General features: G+C 66.1%; 20 protein-coding genes. 10 read left to right on the top strand and 10 right to left on the bottom strand.

Translation table 11 applies throughout. The features are described 5' to 3' along the window. The first annotated feature begins 174 nt into the window (after positions 1 to 174). From ET21_RS0118565 to ET21_RS0118555, 3 genes are all read left to right on the top strand, one after another. Complete coding sequence (locus ET21_RS0118565) at positions 175 to 1,299, top strand: 8-amino-7-oxononanoate synthase (protein ID WP_030540834.1); 1,125 nt, start codon at positions 175 to 177, stop codon at positions 1,297 to 1,299. Next, positions 1,296 to 1,910, top strand: a complete 615-nt coding sequence (gene bioD, locus ET21_RS0118560) for a dethiobiotin synthase (RefSeq protein ID WP_030540833.1) — start codon at positions 1,296 to 1,298, stop codon at positions 1,908 to 1,910. Before ET21_RS0118565 ends, bioD begins: the two co-directional genes overlap by 4 nt. Positions 1,911 to 2,016: 106 nt before the next feature. Further along, positions 2,017 to 3,099 carry an alkene reductase gene (locus tag ET21_RS0118555; RefSeq protein WP_030540832.1) on the top strand — a complete coding sequence of 361 codons (1,083 nt, stop codon included), beginning with the start codon at positions 2,017 to 2,019 and terminating at the stop codon, positions 3,097 to 3,099. 57 nt (positions 3,100 to 3,156) lie between these two features. On the opposite strand, the gene ribH is transcribed toward ET21_RS0118555, so the two are convergent. The 6 genes from ribH to ET21_RS0118525 all read right to left on the bottom strand — a co-directional run bounded on the left by ribH (position 3,157) and on the right by ET21_RS0118525 (position 7,822). After that, complete coding sequence (gene ribH / locus ET21_RS0118550; protein ID WP_021237443.1) at positions 3,157 to 3,582, bottom strand: 6,7-dimethyl-8-ribityllumazine synthase; 426 nt, start codon at positions 3,580 to 3,582, stop codon at positions 3,157 to 3,159. A 23-nt stretch (positions 3,583 to 3,605) separates the two neighbouring features. Continuing rightward, entirely contained in the window at positions 3,606 to 4,880 is a 1,275-nt protein-coding gene (gene ribB, locus ET21_RS0118545) for a 3,4-dihydroxy-2-butanone-4-phosphate synthase (RefSeq protein ID WP_030540831.1), read from the bottom strand. A gap of 71 nt (positions 4,881 to 4,951) precedes the next feature. Then, on the bottom strand, positions 4,952 to 5,566 hold the full coding sequence (locus tag ET21_RS0118540) for a riboflavin synthase (RefSeq protein WP_030540830.1): 615 nt from the start codon (positions 5,564 to 5,566) through the stop codon (positions 4,952 to 4,954). Between the two features lie 30 nt (positions 5,567 to 5,596). Then, positions 5,597 to 6,550 carry a bifunctional diaminohydroxyphosphoribosylaminopyrimidine deaminase/5-amino-6-(5-phosphoribosylamino)uracil reductase RibD gene (gene ribD / locus ET21_RS0118535; RefSeq protein WP_030540829.1) on the bottom strand — a complete coding sequence of 318 codons (954 nt, stop codon included), beginning with the start codon at positions 6,548 to 6,550 and terminating at the stop codon, positions 5,597 to 5,599. 43 nt (positions 6,551 to 6,593) lie between these two features. Next, the gene (locus tag ET21_RS0118530; protein ID WP_051768222.1) at positions 6,594 to 7,058 is read right to left on the bottom strand and encodes a hypothetical protein; all 465 of its coding nucleotides are present in this window, start codon (positions 7,056 to 7,058) and stop codon (positions 6,594 to 6,596) included. A gap of 71 nt (positions 7,059 to 7,129) precedes the next feature. Beyond that, complete coding sequence (locus ET21_RS0118525) at positions 7,130 to 7,822, bottom strand: energy transducer TonB (protein ID WP_030540827.1); 693 nt, start codon at positions 7,820 to 7,822, stop codon at positions 7,130 to 7,132. Positions 7,823 to 7,969: 147 nt separating this feature from the next. Between ET21_RS0118525 and ET21_RS0118520 the strand changes: the two genes are divergently transcribed. From ET21_RS0118520 to ssb, 4 genes are all read left to right on the top strand, one after another. Next, the gene (locus ET21_RS0118520; RefSeq protein ID WP_030540826.1) at positions 7,970 to 8,635 is read left to right on the top strand and encodes a COQ9 family protein; all 666 of its coding nucleotides are present in this window, start codon (positions 7,970 to 7,972) and stop codon (positions 8,633 to 8,635) included. A 99-nt stretch (positions 8,636 to 8,734) separates the two neighbouring features. Then, positions 8,735 to 8,992, top strand: coding sequence for a FeoA domain-containing protein (locus ET21_RS0118515; RefSeq protein ID WP_021237450.1), 258 nt, complete (start codon positions 8,735 to 8,737; stop codon positions 8,990 to 8,992). Continuing rightward, the gene (locus tag ET21_RS0118510; protein WP_030540825.1) at positions 8,989 to 10,845 is read left to right on the top strand and encodes a ferrous iron transporter B; all 1,857 of its coding nucleotides are present in this window, start codon (positions 8,989 to 8,991) and stop codon (positions 10,843 to 10,845) included. The genes ET21_RS0118515 and ET21_RS0118510 overlap by 4 nt, the downstream gene beginning before the upstream one ends. 51 nt (positions 10,846 to 10,896) lie before the next feature. Then, positions 10,897 to 11,457 carry a single-stranded DNA-binding protein gene (gene ssb / locus ET21_RS0118505; protein WP_021237452.1) on the top strand — a complete coding sequence of 187 codons (561 nt, stop codon included), beginning with the start codon at positions 10,897 to 10,899 and terminating at the stop codon, positions 11,455 to 11,457. Positions 11,458 to 11,505: 48 nt separating this feature from the next. Here the strand turns inward: ssb and ET21_RS0118500 are convergent, their stop codons facing one another. The 4 genes from ET21_RS0118500 to ET21_RS27235 form a co-directional block, all read right to left on the bottom strand. Continuing rightward, positions 11,506 to 12,639 carry an acyltransferase gene (locus ET21_RS0118500; protein WP_030540824.1) on the bottom strand — a complete coding sequence of 378 codons (1,134 nt, stop codon included), beginning with the start codon at positions 12,637 to 12,639 and terminating at the stop codon, positions 11,506 to 11,508. A 303-nt stretch (positions 12,640 to 12,942) separates the two neighbouring features. Then, positions 12,943 to 13,842, bottom strand: a complete 900-nt coding sequence (locus tag ET21_RS0118495; RefSeq protein WP_030540823.1) for a UTP--glucose-1-phosphate uridylyltransferase — start codon at positions 13,840 to 13,842, stop codon at positions 12,943 to 12,945. 87 nt (positions 13,843 to 13,929) lie between these two features. Then, positions 13,930 to 14,358 carry a hypothetical protein gene (locus ET21_RS0118490; protein ID WP_037471384.1) on the bottom strand — a complete coding sequence of 143 codons (429 nt, stop codon included), beginning with the start codon at positions 14,356 to 14,358 and terminating at the stop codon, positions 13,930 to 13,932. Between the two features lie 210 nt (positions 14,359 to 14,568). After that, positions 14,569 to 14,742: a DUF1674 domain-containing protein gene (locus tag ET21_RS27235; protein WP_021237456.1), complete on the bottom strand. Its 174-nt coding sequence runs from the start codon at positions 14,740 to 14,742 to the stop codon at positions 14,569 to 14,571. Between the two features lie 91 nt (positions 14,743 to 14,833). Here ET21_RS27235 and htpX point away from each other — a divergent pair, with 91 nt between their 5' ends. The 3 genes from htpX to ET21_RS0118470 are packed head-to-tail and all read left to right on the top strand — an operon-like array spanning position 14,834 to position 17,629. Beyond that, a complete protein-coding gene (gene htpX, locus ET21_RS0118480; RefSeq protein WP_030540822.1) occupies positions 14,834 to 15,769 on the top strand; it encodes a zinc metalloprotease HtpX in 936 nt (311 codons plus the stop codon). Between the two features lie 42 nt (positions 15,770 to 15,811). Continuing rightward, on the top strand, positions 15,812 to 17,098 hold the full coding sequence (locus tag ET21_RS0118475) for an RsmB/NOP family class I SAM-dependent RNA methyltransferase (RefSeq protein ID WP_030540821.1): 1,287 nt from the start codon (positions 15,812 to 15,814) through the stop codon (positions 17,096 to 17,098). 45 nt (positions 17,099 to 17,143) lie between these two features. After that, positions 17,144 to 17,629, top strand: a complete 486-nt coding sequence (locus ET21_RS0118470; protein ID WP_030540820.1) for a hypothetical protein — start codon at positions 17,144 to 17,146, stop codon at positions 17,627 to 17,629. The last annotated feature ends 39 nt before the right edge of the window (positions 17,630 to 17,668 follow it).

The raw sequence follows: 17,668 nt of genomic DNA, 5'->3' as shown, positions 1-17,668 counted from the left end.
CCCAGGCAGCGGGACCCCGGATCGAGCCCGGAGTGACGAAAGGAGCCCTGATGCGGATGCTTCCGTGCAAGACGGTCAGGCTCCAGTAAATATGCGGCCCCTCCTTCGGGTGAAGGAGGGGCCGTTTACTGTCCGGCTTGCTCCGGTCAGCCCTGCGGGCCTATAGGCCGCGCCATGACCAGCGAACCCTTCCGCTCGCAGCTTGCGGCGCTTGAGAAACGGGGCCGCTTGCGCGCGCTCACCGCGCGGGCGGGGCGGGATTTCGCCTCCAACGACTATCTGGGCCTGGCGTCGGACCCGATCATCGGCCAGGCGGTCGCCGATGCGGTAGCGCGCGGCGTGCCGGTAGGGTCCGGCGGATCGCGCCTGCTGCGGGGCAATGCGCCCGAACATGAAGGGCTGGAGGCGAAGGCCGCCGCCTTCTTCCGCACCCAGGCCGCGCTGTTCATGGCCAATGGCTTCGCCGCGAATCTGGCGCTGTTTTCCACCCTGCCGCAGCGAGGCGACCTGATCGTCGCGGACGAACTGATCCACGCCAGCGTGCATGACGGCATCCGCATGTCGAAGGCGGCGGCGGTCTTCGCGCGCCACAATGATGTGCAGAGCTTTGCCGACCTGATCACCGCATGGCGCGGCGAAGGAGGCAAGGGCAGGATCTGGATCGCGGTCGAGACGCTCTATTCGATGGACGGGGACCTGGCGCCGCTGAGCGATCTCGCCACGCTCGCCGCCCGGCATGAAGCGATGCTGATCCTGGACGAAGCGCATGGCACGGGCGTGTCCGGCCCCGGCGGGCGCGGCCTTTCGTCCGGGCTGGACGGGCTGCACAATGTCGTGACCCTGCACACCTGCGGCAAGGCGATGGGGGTGGAAGGCGCGCTGATCTGCGGGCCGCGCATCCTGATCGACTATCTGATCAACCGGGCGCGGGCCTTCATCTTCTCGACCGCGCCGTCGCCGCTGATGGCGGTTGCCGTGTCGGCATCGATCGACCGGATCGAGCAGGCGGACGACCTGCGCACCCGCCTCGCCACGCTGCGCGTGGACGCGGCCGAAGCCATTTGCGCGCCACTGGGCCTGCCCAAGCCGCGCAGCCAGATCATCCCCGTCATCCTGGGCGAGGACAGGCGCGCAATGGCGGCGGCGGCGGCCTTGCAGGAAGCGGGGTTCGACATTCGCGGCATCCGTCCGCCCACCGTGCCGCCGGGCACCAGCCGGTTGCGCATATCGCTGACGCTGAACAGCGGGCGCGCGGACGTGCTGGCGCTGGGGGAAGAATTGCGGCGGGTGCTGGCATGAGCCGCTTCATCGTCACGGGCACGGACACGGACATCGGCAAGACGGTGTTCGCCGCCGCCCTCGCCGGGGCGCTGGGCGCGCATTATTGGAAGCCGGTGCAGGCGGGGCTCGCCCCGGAGGGCGACAAGGAAACCGTTGCGCGGCTGTCCGGCCTGCCCGCATCGCGCATCCTGTCCGAAGCCTATCGCCTCACCACCCCCGCTTCCCCGCATCTGGCGGCGCGGATCGACGGAGTGGAGATCAGGCTCGATCGCCTTCCCCTGCCGGACGTGGAGGGGCCGCTGGTGATCGAAGGGGCGGGCGGCGTGCTCGTTCCGGTCAGCGAAACGCTGCTGATGGCGGACCTTTTCGCCCATTGGAGCCTGCCGGTCATCCTGTGCGCGCACACCGGGCTGGGCACGATCAATCACAGCCTGCTCAGCATCGAAGCGCTTCGCAACCGGGGCGTCACGATCGCGGGGATCGCCTTCATCGGCGACGCGCATGAGGAAAATGAGCGGATCATCCCTGAGCTTGGCCGGGTGGCCCGGCTGGGCCGCCTGCCCCGCCTCCCGGCGCTGGACGCGGCGACGCTGGCCAGCGCCTTCCGCTCCGGCTTCACTCTTCCCTGAAAAGCCACCCTTCCGCTTGCACCGGGGTTGAAAGGCGGCACATCAGCCACCAACTGCCGTTCGCAACCGTTTCCGTTGCATCTTGCAACCATTAAAGAGGGACAATATGGTCAGCCTGTTCGACCCCGTTCAACTTGGCGACATCATAGCGCCGAACCGTGTGCTGATGGCGCCGCTGACGCGTGCGCGTGCTACACGCGACCATGTGCCGACCCCGATGATGGCGGATTATTACCGGCAGCGGGCTTCGGCCGGCCTTATCATCAGCGAAGGCACCGGCGTTTCGCGGCAGGGGCTGGGCTGGCCCTACGCGCCCGGCATCTGGTCGGACGAACAGGTGGAAGCGTGGAAGCCGGTCACCCAGGCGGTGCATGACGCGGGCGGACGCATCTTCGCCCAGCTTTGGCATATGGGCCGTCTGGTCCATTCGAGCGTGACGGGGGAACAGCCCGTCTCGTCCAGCCCGCTGACCGCGCCCGGCCATGTGCACAGCTATGAAGGCAACCGCCCCTATGAGCAGCCGCGCGCCCTGACGCTGGAGGAGATTCCCGGCCTGATCGCCACCTATGTGAGCGCAGCGCGCAATGCCCGGTCGGCGGGGTTCGACGGCGTTCAGATCCATGCGGCGAACGGCTATCTGATCGACGAATTTCTGCGCAACGGCGTCAATCACCGCGACGATGACTATGGCGGCAGCCCGGAAAATCGCACGCGGCTGCTGCGGGAGATAACGCAGGCCGTGGCGGACGCGATCGGCGCGGGCCGGACCGCCGTGCGCGTCTCACTCAACGGCACATCGCAGGGCACGGACGACAGCGATCCCGCCAGCCTTTCCCGCGCCGTGGCCCAGGCGCTGGAGCCGATCGGCATCGCTTTCCTGGAGATGCGTGAACTCAAGCCCAACGGAACGCGGGGCGCATCGGACGTGCCGCGCCAGTCGCCGATCGTGCGCGAGCATTTCACGGGTCCGCTGGTGCTGAACAGCGATTATGACGCGGCCAGCGCGCAGGCCGATCTGGACAGCGGCCTGGCGCAGGCGATCAGCTTCGGCCGCCCCTTCCTCGCCAACCCGGACCTGCCGGACCGGCTGTCGGCGGGCGCGCCGCTCAATGAAGCGCAGCCGGACACTTTCTATACGCAGGGCGCGGAGGGCTATCTCGACTATCCGCCGCTGGAACGGGCCGCCTGAACGAAGACGGGCCGCCCCGTCGAGGGCGGCCCGTAACTTGCGCGCGGAACGCCCTGATCAGAGAGCGCCGAAGCGGTCGCGCAGCGCGAGCATGGCGATCGCCGCCTTGGCTGCTTCGCCGCCCTTGTCCTTTTCGGTCCGTTTGGCGCGGGTCAGCGCCTGCGCCTCGTTTTCGACCGTCAATATGCCGTTACCGATGGCGATGCCGTCCATGCTGAGCGCCATCAGGCCGCGCGCGCTTTCGTTCGACACCACTTCGAAATGATAGGTTTCGCCCCGGATCACGACGCCGATCGCGATGAAGCCGTCATAGCGCCCCGTTTCCGCGGCCAGCGCCACCGCGCCGGGAATTTCCAGCGCGCCGGGCACGGTCACCACCTCATATTTATGGCCGCCCTCCTCCAGCGCGGCGGCCGCGCCTTCGATCAGCAGGTCGTTGAGATGGTCGTAGAAACGGGCTTCGACGATCAGAAACTTGGCCATGGCCCTTTATCCTTCCTGCTTCCTTACAGTTCGATGGGCCGGTGACCGACCACCGCCAGGTCATAGCCGTCCAGCGCGATCAGGCTGTGATGCGAATTGGTGAGCAGGATCATGTCATGCACGCCCAGTTCCGCCAGAATCTGCGCGCCCACGCCATAGTCGCGCAGCTCGTCCATGTCGCTGCCCGCGCGCTGGCGCAGGATGCGGCTGACGAAGTCGTTCTGCGCGCTGGGCGTCAGCACGACGATGATGCCAGCGCCTTCCCTGGCGATGATTTCCATCGAGGTGGCGAGCAGATCGGAGCGCGGGCCGGTCGCCCCATAGACATCGTCCAGCAGCGATAGCTGATGCATGCGCACCAGAGTGGGTTCGTCCGGCACGACATGGCCCTTTTGCAGCACAAGCTGTTCGCTGTGCGTCGCGCGGTTGTAGAAGCTGATCGCCTTCCAGTCGCCGCCCCATTTGCTGTGGAAGGCGGCTTCGGCGCGGCGCTCCACCATATGATCGTGGCGGCGGCGGTAGGCGATGAGATCGCGGATCGTGCCGATCTTCATCTTATGCTTCTGGGCGAAGGGGATGAGGTCGTCGAGCCGGGCCATGGTGCCGTCGTCCTTCATCACCTCGCAGATGACGCCGGAAGGGTTGAGCCCCGCAAGGCGCGCGACATCGACCGCCGCCTCGGTATGGCCGGTGCGGACGAGGACGCCGCCATCCTTGGCGACCAGCGGAAAGACGTGACCGGGCGTGACGATATCTTCCGGCCCCTTCGACCCGTCGATCGCGACGGAGATGGTGCGGGCGCGGTCGGCGGCGCTGATGCCGGTGGTGACGCCTTCGCGCGCCTCGATCGACACGGTGAAGGCGGTTTCATGCCGCGTGCCGTTGTTGCGGCTCATGAGCCCCAGGCCAAGATGATCGACCCTTTCCTTGGTGAGCGCAAGGCAGATCAGGCCGCGGCCATGCGTCGCCATGAAGTTGATCGCGTCCGGCGTAGCCATCTGCGCCGGGATCACGAGGTCCCCTTCATTTTCGCGATCCTCGTCATCGACCAGAATGAACATGCGGCCGTTACGGGCTTCATCGATAATCTCTTCGGGCGAGGCGAGCGCTGTGCCGCCTTCCCGCCGCAGCAGATAGCTTTCCAGCTTGCCCAGCGTTTCGGCCGTGGGATTCCAGTCGCTTTCGCCCAGCCGCCGCAGGGAATTGGCGTGGAGCCCGGCGGCACGGGCAAGGCCGGAACGGGACATGCGCCCTTCGTTGACGAGGGAGCGGACGGTATCAATGAGAGAGGAAGACATGAAACGACTCCATAGCCGGACGGCTGCTGGAGCCATTTATCACACTGTGATGTGATTATGGCAAGTGAAAATCACACGGAAGCGATGCGAAGGCTCTGCATCCGGTCGAGATAGCGGGCCAGCACGTCGATCTCCAGGTTGAACGTGCGTCCGGGCACCAGACTGTCGAGCGTCGTCGAGGCGGCCGTATGCGGAATGATGTTCAGGCCGAAATGCACCGATCCATCGGGCTGATCCTCCACGGCGTTCACCGTCAGGGAAATGCCGTCGACGGTGATCGACCCCTTGGCGGCTAGGGCGGGCGCCAGAGCGGCGGGCGCGGCGATGACCAGACGGGTCGAATCGCCCTCCGGCGTGGCGGACACCAGCGTTCCGATGCCGTCGACATGGCCGGTGACGATATGCCCGCCAAGTTCGTCGCCGACCTTGAGCGCGCGTTCGAGATTGAGGCGGCCGCCCTGTTCCCAAAGGCCCGGCGCGGTGCGCGCCACCGTTTCCGCCGACAGATCGACGGCGAACCAGTCCGCGCCCTTTTCCACCATGGTGAGGCAGGCGCCCGAACAGGCGATGGACGCGCCGATCGCCACGCCATCCATCTCATAGCCGCAGCCGATGACGAGGCGCAGGTCGCCGCGCTGCTCCGCGGAACGGATTTCGCCTATGTCGGTGATGATGCCGGTGAACATGGTCTGCGATCCTGCTGCTTAGGCAGCGCCCTAGGCGCTGCGCACCCTTTCGTAAACCTCCAGCCGGTCTTCGCCCAGCCGCCGGTCGTCCGCAAGACGCCAGCGGCCATGAGCGGCGGCGAGATCGGTGAGGCCAATATCGGCAATGCCCGCGCGGCCCGCGCCGATCAGGATGGGCGCGCGATAGAGCAGCAGCCGGTCGACCAGATCGGCGCTGAGGAAGGCGGCGGCCGTTTCCGCCCCGCCCTCAACCATCAGATGATCGACATGCGACAGCGTTGCTATATCGTCCGGCCGGGCGATCCGTTCCCAGCCATCGGGCGCTGCATGACGGGTCAGCAGCAGGCGGCGCGGCGACCTGTCCTCCAGCCCCGGCAGCCGCACATCCAGACGCGGCGCATCAGCGCGCAAGGTGCCGCCGCCCACCAGAATGGCGTCATGGCGCGCGCGTTCCAGATGCGCGTGGGCGCGGGCGGCTTCTCCGGTGATCCAGCGGCTCGACCCGTCTGCAAGCGCGATGCAACCGTCCAGCGACAAGCCCAGCTTCAAGGTGACGGCAGGCCTGCCCAGCGTCTGGCGCAGCACGAAGCCGCGCATCGCCGCCGCAGCCTGCTCCGCCATCAATCCCATTTCGACATCGACGCCGCGCGCGCGCAGATAGTCCGCCCCTTGCCCATCGGTGCGCGGATCGGGATCGCGCAGCGCGATGACGGCCCGGCGGACGCCCGCGCGCGCCATCAGATCGGCGCAGCGCGGCCCGCGCGGGGAAAGATGGAAGCAGGGCTCCAGCGTCACATAGGCGGTCGCCCCTTCGGCGCGGTCCCGCGCTTCCTCCAGCGCCTGCGCCTCGGCATGGGGCCGCCCGCCCTTCTGCGTCCAGCCACGCCCGGTGATCACGCCGTCCCTGACGATCAGGCAGCCGACATTGGGATTGGGCGTGGAAAGCCCCCGCCCACGCTCCGACAGCGCGATGGCGGCCTGCATGAAGCGGCGGTCGGCGGCGGCATCGGCGCTCATGGGCAGGGGTTCAGGGCTGTCCCATCTCAGGCGCGCTCTTTTCCGCCTCTTCCGCCTTTGCCAGGCGCGCGTCGAGTTGCGCGTTGATCTGTTTGAGCGCTTCCTTGCGCCGCGCGGTGTTGCGCGCTTCCTCGGCCCGCCAGTCTATACCGAAGACATCGGCGACGCCCTGCATTTCCCGCTGGCGCTTTTGCAAGGCCGCCTCGCGCCTGGCGAGATCCATCTTCTGCTGAAGGATCACCGCCGCGTCGGACCGGTTCGCATCCCAGCTCTGGACATAGATGATCTGGTTGCGGGTGGGCATGGTATTGGTGTTGGCGTCAACGATGAACGCCCAGATGATGAGCCACGTCATCGCCGCCGACAGGCCAAGGAGCGGCCATTTATGGGGCCTGTTTTCGCGAAAATAGCTCCACAGGTCGCTCAGCGCGCTCTTGGGGGACACGGGACGGGGAAAGATCGTCATCGCGGACATATAGGATAAGGCGGGGCCGGATGCAAAAGGCGCTTGGCAAGGGTGCGCCAGCCGCTCCGGCCCGATGCTTTCTAGATGCCGGCGAGGCGGAAATGGACGGTCATGACCTTGCTGCTGACCATTGCGACACCATCGCGAGTCGCGGGCTGGAACCGCCATTTTCGCAGGGCATGCCGCCGGGTCGCGATCCAGAATGCCTCGTCGGTGGCCGACAGCCGCTCGATCGCGGTCACCCGTCCTTCGGGGCTGATCGTGACGCGGACCGTGACTGATCCTTCCAGACCCTGACGGACCATGGAACCGGGATATTCAGGCTGGAAGGCGGGCAGCGCGCGAGGATCGATTCGCGCTTCCCGCAGCACCGCCTCGCGCGGGGGGTCGGGCGGCGGCGGCAGAATTTCGACGGTGCCGGGCTTGGTGTTGGTGACGGTATCAGTGGTCCTGATGTCCGGTCCGGTCGGGGGAAAATCGATTGCCGGATCGACGCGCGCGGGAAGAGGGTCCGGCAGGGCCTTGGGCGTGATCTTGCTCTCCGGCGGCTGATCGGTCTTTTCGGGCGGCGGGGGCGGGGTGAGCGGAATCTGGTTGCCGATCAGTATTTGCGGCACATAGGGCGCGTAGACCTCTCGCGGCGTCAGCAGGAACAGCCCGCCTGCAACCGCATGCACGGCAATCGCCGCGCCGATGCCAACGGGCGATCGTCCCGCCCCTCGATATCCCGATTGCATGTGCGCGCCATTGGCGGACGCCGTCATCAAGCCCATCGCTTCCTCCATCCTTCGCTTGCCGCACTCTCTGGCGCGGTTAGATGATGTTACATCATATCTGATGATATGTTGCAACATTATATATGTGGTTCCGATTAAGGACTGACGCTTGTGCGAGGAAGGCCGCCGCCCTACCATATTGGTATGACACAGACGGCAGAAGATCTGACCCTGGATGAAGTGCGCGCGAAGATCGCGCCCATCCTGCCCAACCATGCGGCTTTCGACGGCTGGCGGCCCGAAGCGGTGGCCATGGCCGCGGCGCAAGCGGGAGTAGACCCGCAGATCGCGCAGCTTGCCTTCCGCGAGGGCGCGGTGGACATGATCGACGCATGGTTTGCCAGCATCGATGCGGCGATGCTGGACGCGTTGCCGCCGGAAAAATTATCCGCTTTGTCCATCCGCCAGCGGATCACGGCTCTGGTGGAGGCGCGGCTATCCCTGCTGGCGGGAAACAGGGAAGCGCTGCGCCGGGCGATCGCGATCCTGGCGATGCCGCAAAATGCGGCACGCGCCGCCCGTCTGGGCTGGCGCGCCGCCGACATGATGTGGCGCGCGGCCGGGGACAATGCGACCGACTTCAACCATTATAGCAAGCGCATGACGCTGGCGGCGGTCTATGCCGCGACGCTGCTGGTCTTCATCGATGATGAGAGCGAAGGGTGGCAGGACAGCCGCGCCTTCCTGGCCCGGCGCATCGAAGGGATAATGCGATTCGAACGGACCAAGGCGCGATGGAGGGGCGCGGGCGGCGGCGAGCGGCTGAGTCTGGCGCGATTTATCGGACGGCTCCGCTATCCGGCGGTGTGATCCCGCGGTGTGATCCCGCCGGGACAAGGTGATTGGCTCTGGCCTTTTCCTATCGGTATTGATAGTCAATCGCAGAAACTGTGAACGAGTGCCCTTCTCTTGCGCCTGACTGACCTGCCGCTGCGCCAGCCCGCTTATGTGGATGTGATCGATTGGACCGCCCTGTCGGCGACCGATGGTCAGCGGCTGCGCGAGTTCGGCCTGATCGAGGGCGCCGATGTCGAGGCGCTTCATCATGGCGGGCTGCTGGGGCGCGGCCCCATTGCCTGCAAGATCGGGCGGATGACCATCGCAATGCGCCGCGCCCATGCGGCCGCCATCTCCGTACGGCTGGGCACGCGGGACGAACAGGCATGAGCGCCTTTCCGCTCGTGGCGCTGGTCGGCAATCCCAATGCAGGCAAGAGCGCGCTGTTCAACGCGCTGACGGGGGCGCGGCAGAAGCTGGGCAATTATCCCGGCGTCACGGTCGAGCGCAAGGCGGGGCGGCTTTCGCTGTCCGATGGCCGCCCGGTCGAACTGGTCGACCTGCCGGGCACGTACAGCCTCGATCCCACCAGCCCGGACGAACAGGTGACGCGCGACGTGGTGCTGGGCCGCCAGACGGGGGAGCGGCTGCCCGACGCCCTGATCGTCGTGGTCGATGCGTCCAACCTCGACAATCATCTGCGCTTTGCGCTGGAACTGATCTCGCTCGGCCTGCCGACGATCGTTGCGCTCAACATGGTGGACCTTGCCTCCCGCGACGGGCTGGAACTCGATCCTGCGGTCCTTTCGCGCGAACTGGGCGTGCCGGTGATCCCGACAGTGGCGGTGCGCAAGCGCGGGCTGGACGATCTGCGGGAACAGATTGAAGCGGTCCTCAGCGTCAAGCCCGCCCGCGCCAGGGCGGAGCCGGGCGATTTCCAGACCCTGCGGGCCGAGGCCAAGCGGATCGCGAAAGGCGCGGTCGTGCGGGAAACGCCCTCGCGGCGGCTGACGGCGGCGATCGACCGCGTTGCGCTGCACCCCTTTTTCGGGCTGCTGATGCTGCTGGGCCTGCTCTTTATCATGTTCCAGGCGGTCTACGCATGGTCCGAAGCACCCATCGCCATGATCGAAGGGCTGGCGGAAACGCTGAGCGGGGCCGTGAGCGACGCCTTGCCGGACGGGCTGCTGCGGTCCTTCCTGGTCGATGGCGTCATCAACGGCGTCGGTTCGGTCGTCGTGTTCCTGCCGCAGATCCTGATCCTCTTCTTCTTCATCCTGATGCTGGAGGCGACGGGCTATATGGTCCGCGCCGCCTTCCTGATGGACGGGCTGATGGCGCGGGTGGGCCTGTCGGGACGGGCCTTCATCCCGCTGCTCTCCTCCTTCGCCTGCGCGGTGCCGGGCATCATGGCGACGCGCACCATCGCCGATCCCAAGGACAGGCTGACCACCATATTGATCGCGCCGCTGATGACCTGTTCGGCGCGCCTGCCGGTCTATGCCGTCATCATCGGCGCTTTCATCCCGGCGCGGAATGTCGGGTTTGGCGTGGGATTGCAGGGGCTCGTGCTCTTTTGCCTCTATGTCGCCGGGATCATCGGGGCGATGCTGGTCGCGCTGGTGCTGCGCCTGACGGTGACCAAGGGATCGAGCGGCGGATTCCTGATGGAAATGCCCAAATATCAGTGGCCCCGTCCACAAGACGTGCTGCTGGGGCTGTGGCAGCGCGCGATCATCTTCCTGAAGCGCGCGGGCACGATCATCTTTGCATCGACGGTGATCCTGTGGCTGCTGCTGTCCTTCCCCCGCGCGCCCGAAGAGAGCGGGATCAGCCAGGTGAACCATTCGATCGCCGGGCGCATCGCCAATGGCCTGAACGTGGTGCTGGAGCCGATCGGCTTCAACCGGGACATCAGCCTGGCGCTGATCCCGGCCATGGCGGCGCGGGAAGTGGCGGTGTCGGCGCTCGCCACCGTCTATTCCATCGACGCGGGCGACGACGAGGCTAAGCTGGAACGCAGCCTGGGCGACCGGTTGAAGGATAATTGGCCGCTGCCCACCGCGCTCGCCTTCCTCGCATGGTTCGTCTTCGCGCCGCAGTGCATTTCCACCATCGCCGTCACCAAGCGGGAAACCAACGGATGGCGATGGCCGCTGTTCATGGTGGGCTATCTTTTCGCGCTGGCCTATGTCGCCGCGGGCCTGACCTACTGGACCGCCGTCGCCGTCGGTTTGGGGTAGCTTCCGAAGGCTGGCGCTCTATAAAGACCGGCTAAACGCATCGGAGGAAACATGGCGGGTTCGGTCAACAAGGTCATTCTGGTCGGCAATCTGGGCGCTGACCCGGAAGTGAAGAGCTTCCAGAATGGCGGCAAGGTGTGCAACCTGCGCATCGCCACCTCCGAAAGCTGGAAGGACCGCATGTCGGGCGAGCGCAAGGAGCGCACCGAATGGCATAGCGTCGCCATATTTTCCGAAGGACTGGCGGGCGTTGCCGAACGCTTCCTGCGCAAGGGGTCCAAAGTCTATCTGGAAGGCCAGCTGCGCACCCGCAAATGGCAGGACCAGTCGGGCAATGACCGCTATACGACCGAAGTCGTGCTGCAAGGGCCCGGCGCGGTCCTGACCATGCTGGACGGCGCGCCCGGCGGCGGCGGTCAGGGTGGAGGCCGCAGCCAGGGCGGCGGCGGCGACTGGGGCGCCAGTTCGGGCGGCTTTGGCGGCGGCAACGACTATGATGATTTCGGCGGCGGCGGCTTCGGTGGTGGCAGCAGCGGCGGCGGCCGTTCTTCGGGCGGTGGCCGGGGCGGCTCCAACTTCGACAATGATCTGGACGACGAAGTGCCGTTCTGACGGAGGGCGGGTCAGGGCTGCCCTGCTGGAAGCCCTGACGAATGGCCGCTAGGACGCGGCCGCCTTGCGCCTTTTGTCATGATAGATGCGCTGGTGGAACATGGCTTCATAGGGGCCGCGCTCCAGCGTCCGGTAGATGAAATGCGTCGCCACCAAGGATGTGGAGACGACCGCCGTGCCAAACGCCGTCATCGACAGCGGGATGTTGCCGGTGAACCAGCCCATCTTCACGAAGATCATCCGCATCAGGAAATAAGGGAACGGGTGCACCAGATAGAGGCTGTAGCTGACGTCCCCGAAATAGCGGAAAGGCTGCCCGCCTAAAGCGCGCGATGTCAGGCTGCCCGGACGCAGCGCGAAATAGAAATAGGCAGTGATCGACAGCAGGATCATCGGCACGGCGGGCGTGCCGAACTGGTCCCACGCGGTATAGCCGAGATGCGTCTGGGACGCGCTGGCGACCATCAGGACGAAGCTGACCAACTCCATGCCCCAGGTGGCAGGCGTGGCGGTCTTTTCATCGGCGGCGAGCAGGCGCATCGCTACACCGATCAGGAAATAGACGGTGATTGGAAAGGCGATCAGGAAGGCGATCGCCAGCATGACCGCCAATGCGCCCAACAGCATGTTCCTGCGCTTATAGGCGAATGTCACGATCAACGCGGTCAGCACGTAGAAGCAGGCCTCGTAGCTGAGGCTCCATGCATTGGGCGTCAGCTGCTCGGTTCCGGTGAACAGATTGATGAACAGCAGGCCCGAGACGATGGTTTCGACGTTGTTGAGCTCCTTATACGCGTTCGTCACGAAATTGAGCGCGATGAACAGCAGGGAGAGCGCGAAGAACAGGGGATAGATCCGCACGAAGCGGCGCAGGCCGAATTCCTTGAGATTATATTTGAGCGCGCTTTGCAGGATCACATAGCCGCTGATGACGAAGAATATCTCCACCCCGAAGGTGCCGAAATTCCAGGGATATCTGACCCACTGAACATAGGATTTCACATGGGGGTAGATATGTTCGGCGGTGCCGCCGATGATGTGGGCCAGCATGACGAAGACGGCCGCAAGTCCCCGCAGGCCATGCGCGGCGGCGTTGAACCCGCCACTTTTTTTCGGGATGATCGCTGGCGCGTCCATCTGCCCGATGATGACGGGGGCCGCCGGTATCGCTCGTCCAGTCACTTCGCCTGCTCCATCGCGCGTCGCCCCTGACCACTATGCCGCGCGCGCCGTCCAGCCCAAATGGCTCTTCCGATGCCCGGCCGGTTTGTTGGAGGAGGGGGCTTCGGACCGAGGGCGATTAGGGGTTAATCCTTTCGCCGGGCGTGTTGCCGAAACCTATTTACAGGGACTTAGCTGCCCGGCTGTGCCAGCCGGGTCATAGCGAAAGGGCGCCCCCGGCGGACCGGAAGCGCCCTTTCATGTGCGCTGCTTGAACCGGATTCCTGCCTGGGCAGGAGAATGCCGGGCCAAGGAAGACAGGCCCTATGCGGCGGCGGCGACCCCGCTGACGCCCAGTTCCGCAAGGGCGAAGCGGCGAATATGCTCGCCCAAATCCTCGCGGCCGAGAGCGAGGGCGAGGTTGGCTTCGATATAGCCCGCCTTGGACCCGCAATCGAAACGGCGGCCGTCGAAGGTGACGCCATGGAAGGGCTGCTTGCCGATCATCGACGCCATCGCGTCGGTCAGCTGAATCTCGCCGCCCGCACCCTTTTCCTGCGTTTCCAATATCTTCATCACTTCGGGCTGAAGGATGTAGCGGCCGGGCAGGATGAGGTTGGACGGGGCCGTGCCCGCTGCGGGCTTTTCCACCAGCCCCCTGACCTCAGTCAGTGCGCCGTCACGCGTGCCGGGGTCGATCACGCCATAGCTGGGCGTTTCCGCCATCGGCACTTCCAGAGCGCAGACGAGGTTGCCGCCGACCTTTTCATAGGCATCGACCATCTGCTTGAGGCAACCCCGGCCCGGCGGGCCCTTCATGAACTCGTCGGGCAGAAGGATGGCGAAAGGCTCGTCGCCCACGACTTCGCGCGCGCACCAGATGGCATGGCCGAGGCCCAGCGGCTCCTGCTGGCGCAGGAACACCGCGTTGCCCGGCGCCAGGCGCGTGCCGTCCAGGGCCGACAGGTCCTTGCCGCGTTCCCGCTGCGTCACTTCGCTTTCGAAGGCGATATCGAAATAATCCTCGATCGCGCCCTTGCCGCGGCCGGTGACGAAGATCATCTGTTCGATCCCGGCTTCGCGCGCCTCGTCCACCGCATATTGGATCAGCGGCCGGTCGACGACGGGCAGCAGTTCCTTGGGCACGGATTTGGTTGCGGGAAGGAAGCGGGTGCCGAGTCCTGCGACAGGGAAAACGGCTTTGCGAATCGGCTTGTTAGGCATGAGTCTCCATTCTCGCTAGACGCGGACGACAGGCTTTGCCGTCCACGGTGCAAAGGTCAAGCGAAGCGGAAGGATTACCCCGCCCGGTCAGACGGCCAGCAGGCGCTGCGCCACCGTTTCGAGCGATGCGATCTCCGCATCCAGTTGCTCAAGCGAGACATGCATATAGTTGTTCCGTGCATCCCGACAGGTGAAACCACCCGGCGCAGGCTGCTGAAAGCCGCCGACGATGAGCGATCGAAAACGGTCGATCCTCTGCATGTCCCGCTCGATATCCGAAATCTCGGTCAGGGCGCTGGCGTTGCGCCGGTCGCGCATCGCCACCATGGTCCGCAATTCGGTCATCAGCTTCGCCATGCCGGGCCGCGTCCGGGTGCCGACAGTCCGCACGTCACCCATGGCCTCCCGCATCATGGCGATCTTCGCCTCCAGGCTCTGTTCCAGCATCGTCCAGGCACAGACCAGACGTCCTACTCCACACAGCAGCGCCGCATCTTCCGGCGCATAGTCAGACACCGCCCTCACCTTGATCTCTGATATATGATTCACGGTTGCACCCCCGGCCCATTTTCTTTCCTTTGCCCGCAGCGACCCTGCACGGAATGGGCGAAGCAAGGCTAGAGGCACGCCGCTGCGCCGCCCGCAGCAGCGGCACAGGCCAGCGGCAGACGTGCAAAATCAACGATGAGCCGAAAGGGCGAGGATGCCCGCAGGCAAGCCCGCCGCTCAGAAATCGATAGCGATTCCCTTGCGTTCCCAGTCGCCATAGCGGACCGGGCTCAATTCCTCATCATGGCGCGAGGGCTGGTCCAGCGGATCGGGTTCCGGCACGGGCGGGCTTTTGGACAGATGCGCGGGCGGCTTCACATGCGCGGGCCGCTTGCCGTTGAATGTTCCCATGATCCTTGAGCCTTTCGATTTGCGATCCGTCACCGGCAATCCCATATTCAGGCCGGACCTGCTATCTGGGCCGTGAAGGAGAATGACGCAAGTGAGCGGTTTGAGGACGATGATGCTGTTGTCGGCGCTGACGGCGCTGTTCATGGCGCTGGGCTATACGCTGGGCGGGGGCGCGGGCGCCCTGATCGCCTTGCTGGTCGCGGCGGGCATGAACCTCTTCACCTTCTGGAATGCCGACAAGATCGTGCTGTCGATGCACGATGCGCGCGAAGTGGATGCGCAGAGCGCGCCGGAATTTTACGGACTGGTGCGCGATCTGGCGCAGCGGGCGGGCCTGCCGATGCCGCGCGTCTATCTGATCGACCAGCCGCATCCCAATGCCTTCGCCACCGGGCGCGACCCTGAGCATGCCGCCGTGGCCGCGACGACGGGCCTGCTGTCCATGCTGAGCCGCGAGGAAGTGGCGGGGGTGATGGCGCATGAACTTGCCCATGTGCGCAATCGCGACACGCTGATCATGACCATGGTCGCGACCATCGCAGGCGCGATTTCGATGCTCGCCAATTTCGGCCTTTTCTTCCGTGGCGGCAGCAATGAGAACGGCCATGGCAATCTTGCCGCCGGGCTGCTGGCGGTCATCGTCGCGCCCTTTGCCGCGATGATCGTGCAGATGGCGATCAGCCGCACGCGCGAATACGCCGCCGACGCTGGCGGGGCGCAGATCAGCGGCGATCCGCATGCGCTGGCGTCGGCGCTGGCCAAGATTTCGGACAAGGCGGCGATGATCCCCAACCCGGTGGCGCAGCGCAACCCGGCGGCGGCACAGCTTTACATCGTGCCATCACAGGTCAGCGAACTGTTTTCCACCCATCCCGCCACTGAAAAGCGCATCGCCGCCTTGCAGGAGATGGGAGCGGGGCTTGGGCGCTCACCGGCGGCGGCGGCGCAGCGTGCGTCCGCGCTATCGCCCGTCCGTGCGCCCGCCCGCCGCCGATCCAGCGCGCTCGATCCGCTGGGGCGCGACTGACCCGCCTTTGCGCCGCCGGGAGAAATGGCCTAGGCGCGGCTGATGGCTCGTTCTTCCCGTCCCGATGATGTTCCCGGCCTTGCCACGCGGCGCGCCGCCCTGCGCCTGCTGGACGCCGTGTTGCGGCGGGGCGAGCCGCTGGAACTCGCCCTGCACGGCGCGGCGCAGGGGCTGAGCCAGCCCGACCGGGCGCTGGTCCATGCGATAGCGGCGGAAACGCTGCGCCACCTGCCCGACCTCGACGCCCTGATCGACGGCGCGACGCGCCAGCGGCTGCCAGACGATGCGAAGGCGCGCATGGTGCTGCGCATCGCCCTTGTCCAGCTGCTGGCGCTCGGCACCGCGCCGCATGCGGCGATCGCGACCGCGCTGCCGCTGGTCGATGGCGGACCGCGCAAGCTGGTGCATGGCGTGTTCGGCACGATTACGCGTGCGGCCCCCAGCCTTCCCGATCCTCCCGCGCTGCCCGCCGAGGTGGTCGCGCGCTGGACGGACCTTTGGGGTGACGCCATGCCGCCAGCGGCTGCGCAGGCCTACGCCATGCGCCCTCCGGTCGATCTCAGCCTCCGCGACCCGGCGGAAACGGCGCGATGGGCCGAAGCTTTGGGCGGGGAGAGCTTCGCCCCCGGCCATGTCCGCCTGCCGGGACATGATGCCGTCCCTACCCTGCCCGGTTTCGAGGAAGGCGCATGGTGGGTGCAGGACATCGCCGCATCATGCCCGGCGCGGCTGTTGGGGCCGGGCGAGGGGCGCGCCGTGCTCGACCTGTGCGCGGCGCCCGGCGGCAAGACGATGCAGCTCGCGGCGGCGGGCTGGCAGGTGACGGCGGTCGACCAGTCGAAGAAAAGGCTGGAGCGGTTGAGCGCCAATCTCGCTCGCACCTCGCTGAAGGCCGCCATCGTCCAGGCCGACCTGCGGCAATGGGAGCCTGCGGAGGCGGTCGATGCGATCCTGCTGGATGCGCCGTGCAGCGCCACCGGCATCTACCGCCGCCATCCCGACGTGCTGCACCGCATCGGCCAGCGCCAGATCGAGGAGGCAGCCGCATTGCAGGCGGAACTGCTCGAACGGGCGGCGCAGTGGCTGAGGCCTGGCGGGACGCTCATCTACGCCACCTGCTCGCTGGAAAAGGCGGAGGGAGAGGAGCAGATCGAACAGTTCCTGCAAAGCCGCCCCGAATATCGGATCAAGCCTGTGGAGGCCGCCGAACTGCCTTTGGGAGTCGCGCCTTTGCCGGAAGGCTGGCTGCGCACCCTGCCGGACACGCTGGCGGAGAAAGGCGGCGCGGACGGCTTTTTCATCGCCCGGCTTGCGCGCGCCCCGTCATAGATCGTAGCATCGGCAGCGTCCGCCTGATCGCCTGAAAGGCCAAGCTTGCGTCCGACAGAGCCCCTGCCTCTCAACCATAGCTGGCCGCTGTTCGACCTACATGCCCATCTTGCGCCCCTGACATCCGATCGCCGCCTGTTGCGCGACGAACATGCATTGGCGGACATGGGAATCGGCCAATGGCATTGCGATCTCGCCGGTGACCGGCTGAACTGGACCTCCGGCGTCTATGACCTGTTCGGCCTTGACCGGAATATGAGGGTGCCGCGTCCGCTCGCCGTGTCGCTTTACGTTCCCGACAGCCGCGAGGCGATGGAGCAGCTTCGCGCCTATGCCATCCGCTATCGCCGCGGTTTCACGCTGGATGTGGACGTTCGTCCGCTGGGCAGCGGCGGCCGCACCATGCGCCTTGTCGCTGCCCCGATCCTGCAAAATGATCAGGTCGTGGCGCTGCATGGAATGAAGCGGCTTCTGCCGCGCGGAGCAGGGATTTCACCGCGCCAGGAGCCTGCGCTCCTCCCCCCGCCCTGAAAAGGCGGAGCCACGGCGCGAGAACGCTGTGGATAAGCT

Source organism: Sphingobium sp. DC-2, assembly GCF_000722555.1.
GTDB lineage: Bacteria > Pseudomonadota > Alphaproteobacteria > Sphingomonadales > Sphingomonadaceae > Sphingobium > Sphingobium quisquiliarum.
The sequence above is the reverse complement of the archived record's forward strand: the minus strand, read 5'-3'. Positions and strand labels throughout refer to the sequence as shown.

Excerpts from the sequence above, each read along its gene's own strand:
- ET21_RS0118565 (WP_030540834.1), top strand. The coding sequence starts at position 175 with ATGACCAGCGAACCCTTCCGCTCGCAGCTTGCGGCGCTTGAGAAACGG.
- bioD (WP_030540833.1), top strand. The coding sequence starts at position 1,296 with ATGAGCCGCTTCATCGTCACGGGCACGGACACGGACATCGGCAAGACG.
- ET21_RS0118555 (WP_030540832.1), top strand. The coding sequence starts at position 2,017 with ATGGTCAGCCTGTTCGACCCCGTTCAACTTGGCGACATCATAGCGCCG.
- ribH (WP_021237443.1), bottom strand. The coding sequence starts at position 3,582 with ATGGCCAAGTTTCTGATCGTCGAAGCCCGTTTCTACGACCATCTCAAC.
- ribB (WP_030540831.1), bottom strand. The coding sequence starts at position 4,880 with ATGTCTTCCTCTCTCATTGATACCGTCCGCTCCCTCGTCAACGAAGGG.
- ET21_RS0118540 (WP_030540830.1), bottom strand. The coding sequence starts at position 5,566 with ATGTTCACCGGCATCATCACCGACATAGGCGAAATCCGTTCCGCGGAG.
- ribD (WP_030540829.1), bottom strand. The coding sequence starts at position 6,550 with ATGCAGGCCGCCATCGCGCTGTCGGAGCGTGGGCGGGGGCTTTCCACG.
- ET21_RS0118530 (WP_051768222.1), bottom strand. The coding sequence starts at position 7,058 with ATGTCCGCGATGACGATCTTTCCCCGTCCCGTGTCCCCCAAGAGCGCG.
- ET21_RS0118525 (WP_030540827.1), bottom strand. The coding sequence starts at position 7,822 with ATGGGCTTGATGACGGCGTCCGCCAATGGCGCGCACATGCAATCGGGA.
- ET21_RS0118520 (WP_030540826.1), top strand. The coding sequence starts at position 7,970 with ATGACACAGACGGCAGAAGATCTGACCCTGGATGAAGTGCGCGCGAAG.
- ET21_RS0118510 (WP_030540825.1), top strand. The coding sequence starts at position 8,989 with ATGAGCGCCTTTCCGCTCGTGGCGCTGGTCGGCAATCCCAATGCAGGC.
- ssb (WP_021237452.1), top strand. The coding sequence starts at position 10,897 with ATGGCGGGTTCGGTCAACAAGGTCATTCTGGTCGGCAATCTGGGCGCT.
- ET21_RS0118495 (WP_030540823.1), bottom strand. The coding sequence starts at position 13,842 with ATGCCTAACAAGCCGATTCGCAAAGCCGTTTTCCCTGTCGCAGGACTC.
- ET21_RS27235 (WP_021237456.1), bottom strand. The coding sequence starts at position 14,742 with ATGGGAACATTCAACGGCAAGCGGCCCGCGCATGTGAAGCCGCCCGCG.
- ET21_RS0118475 (WP_030540821.1), top strand. The coding sequence starts at position 15,812 with ATGGCTCGTTCTTCCCGTCCCGATGATGTTCCCGGCCTTGCCACGCGG.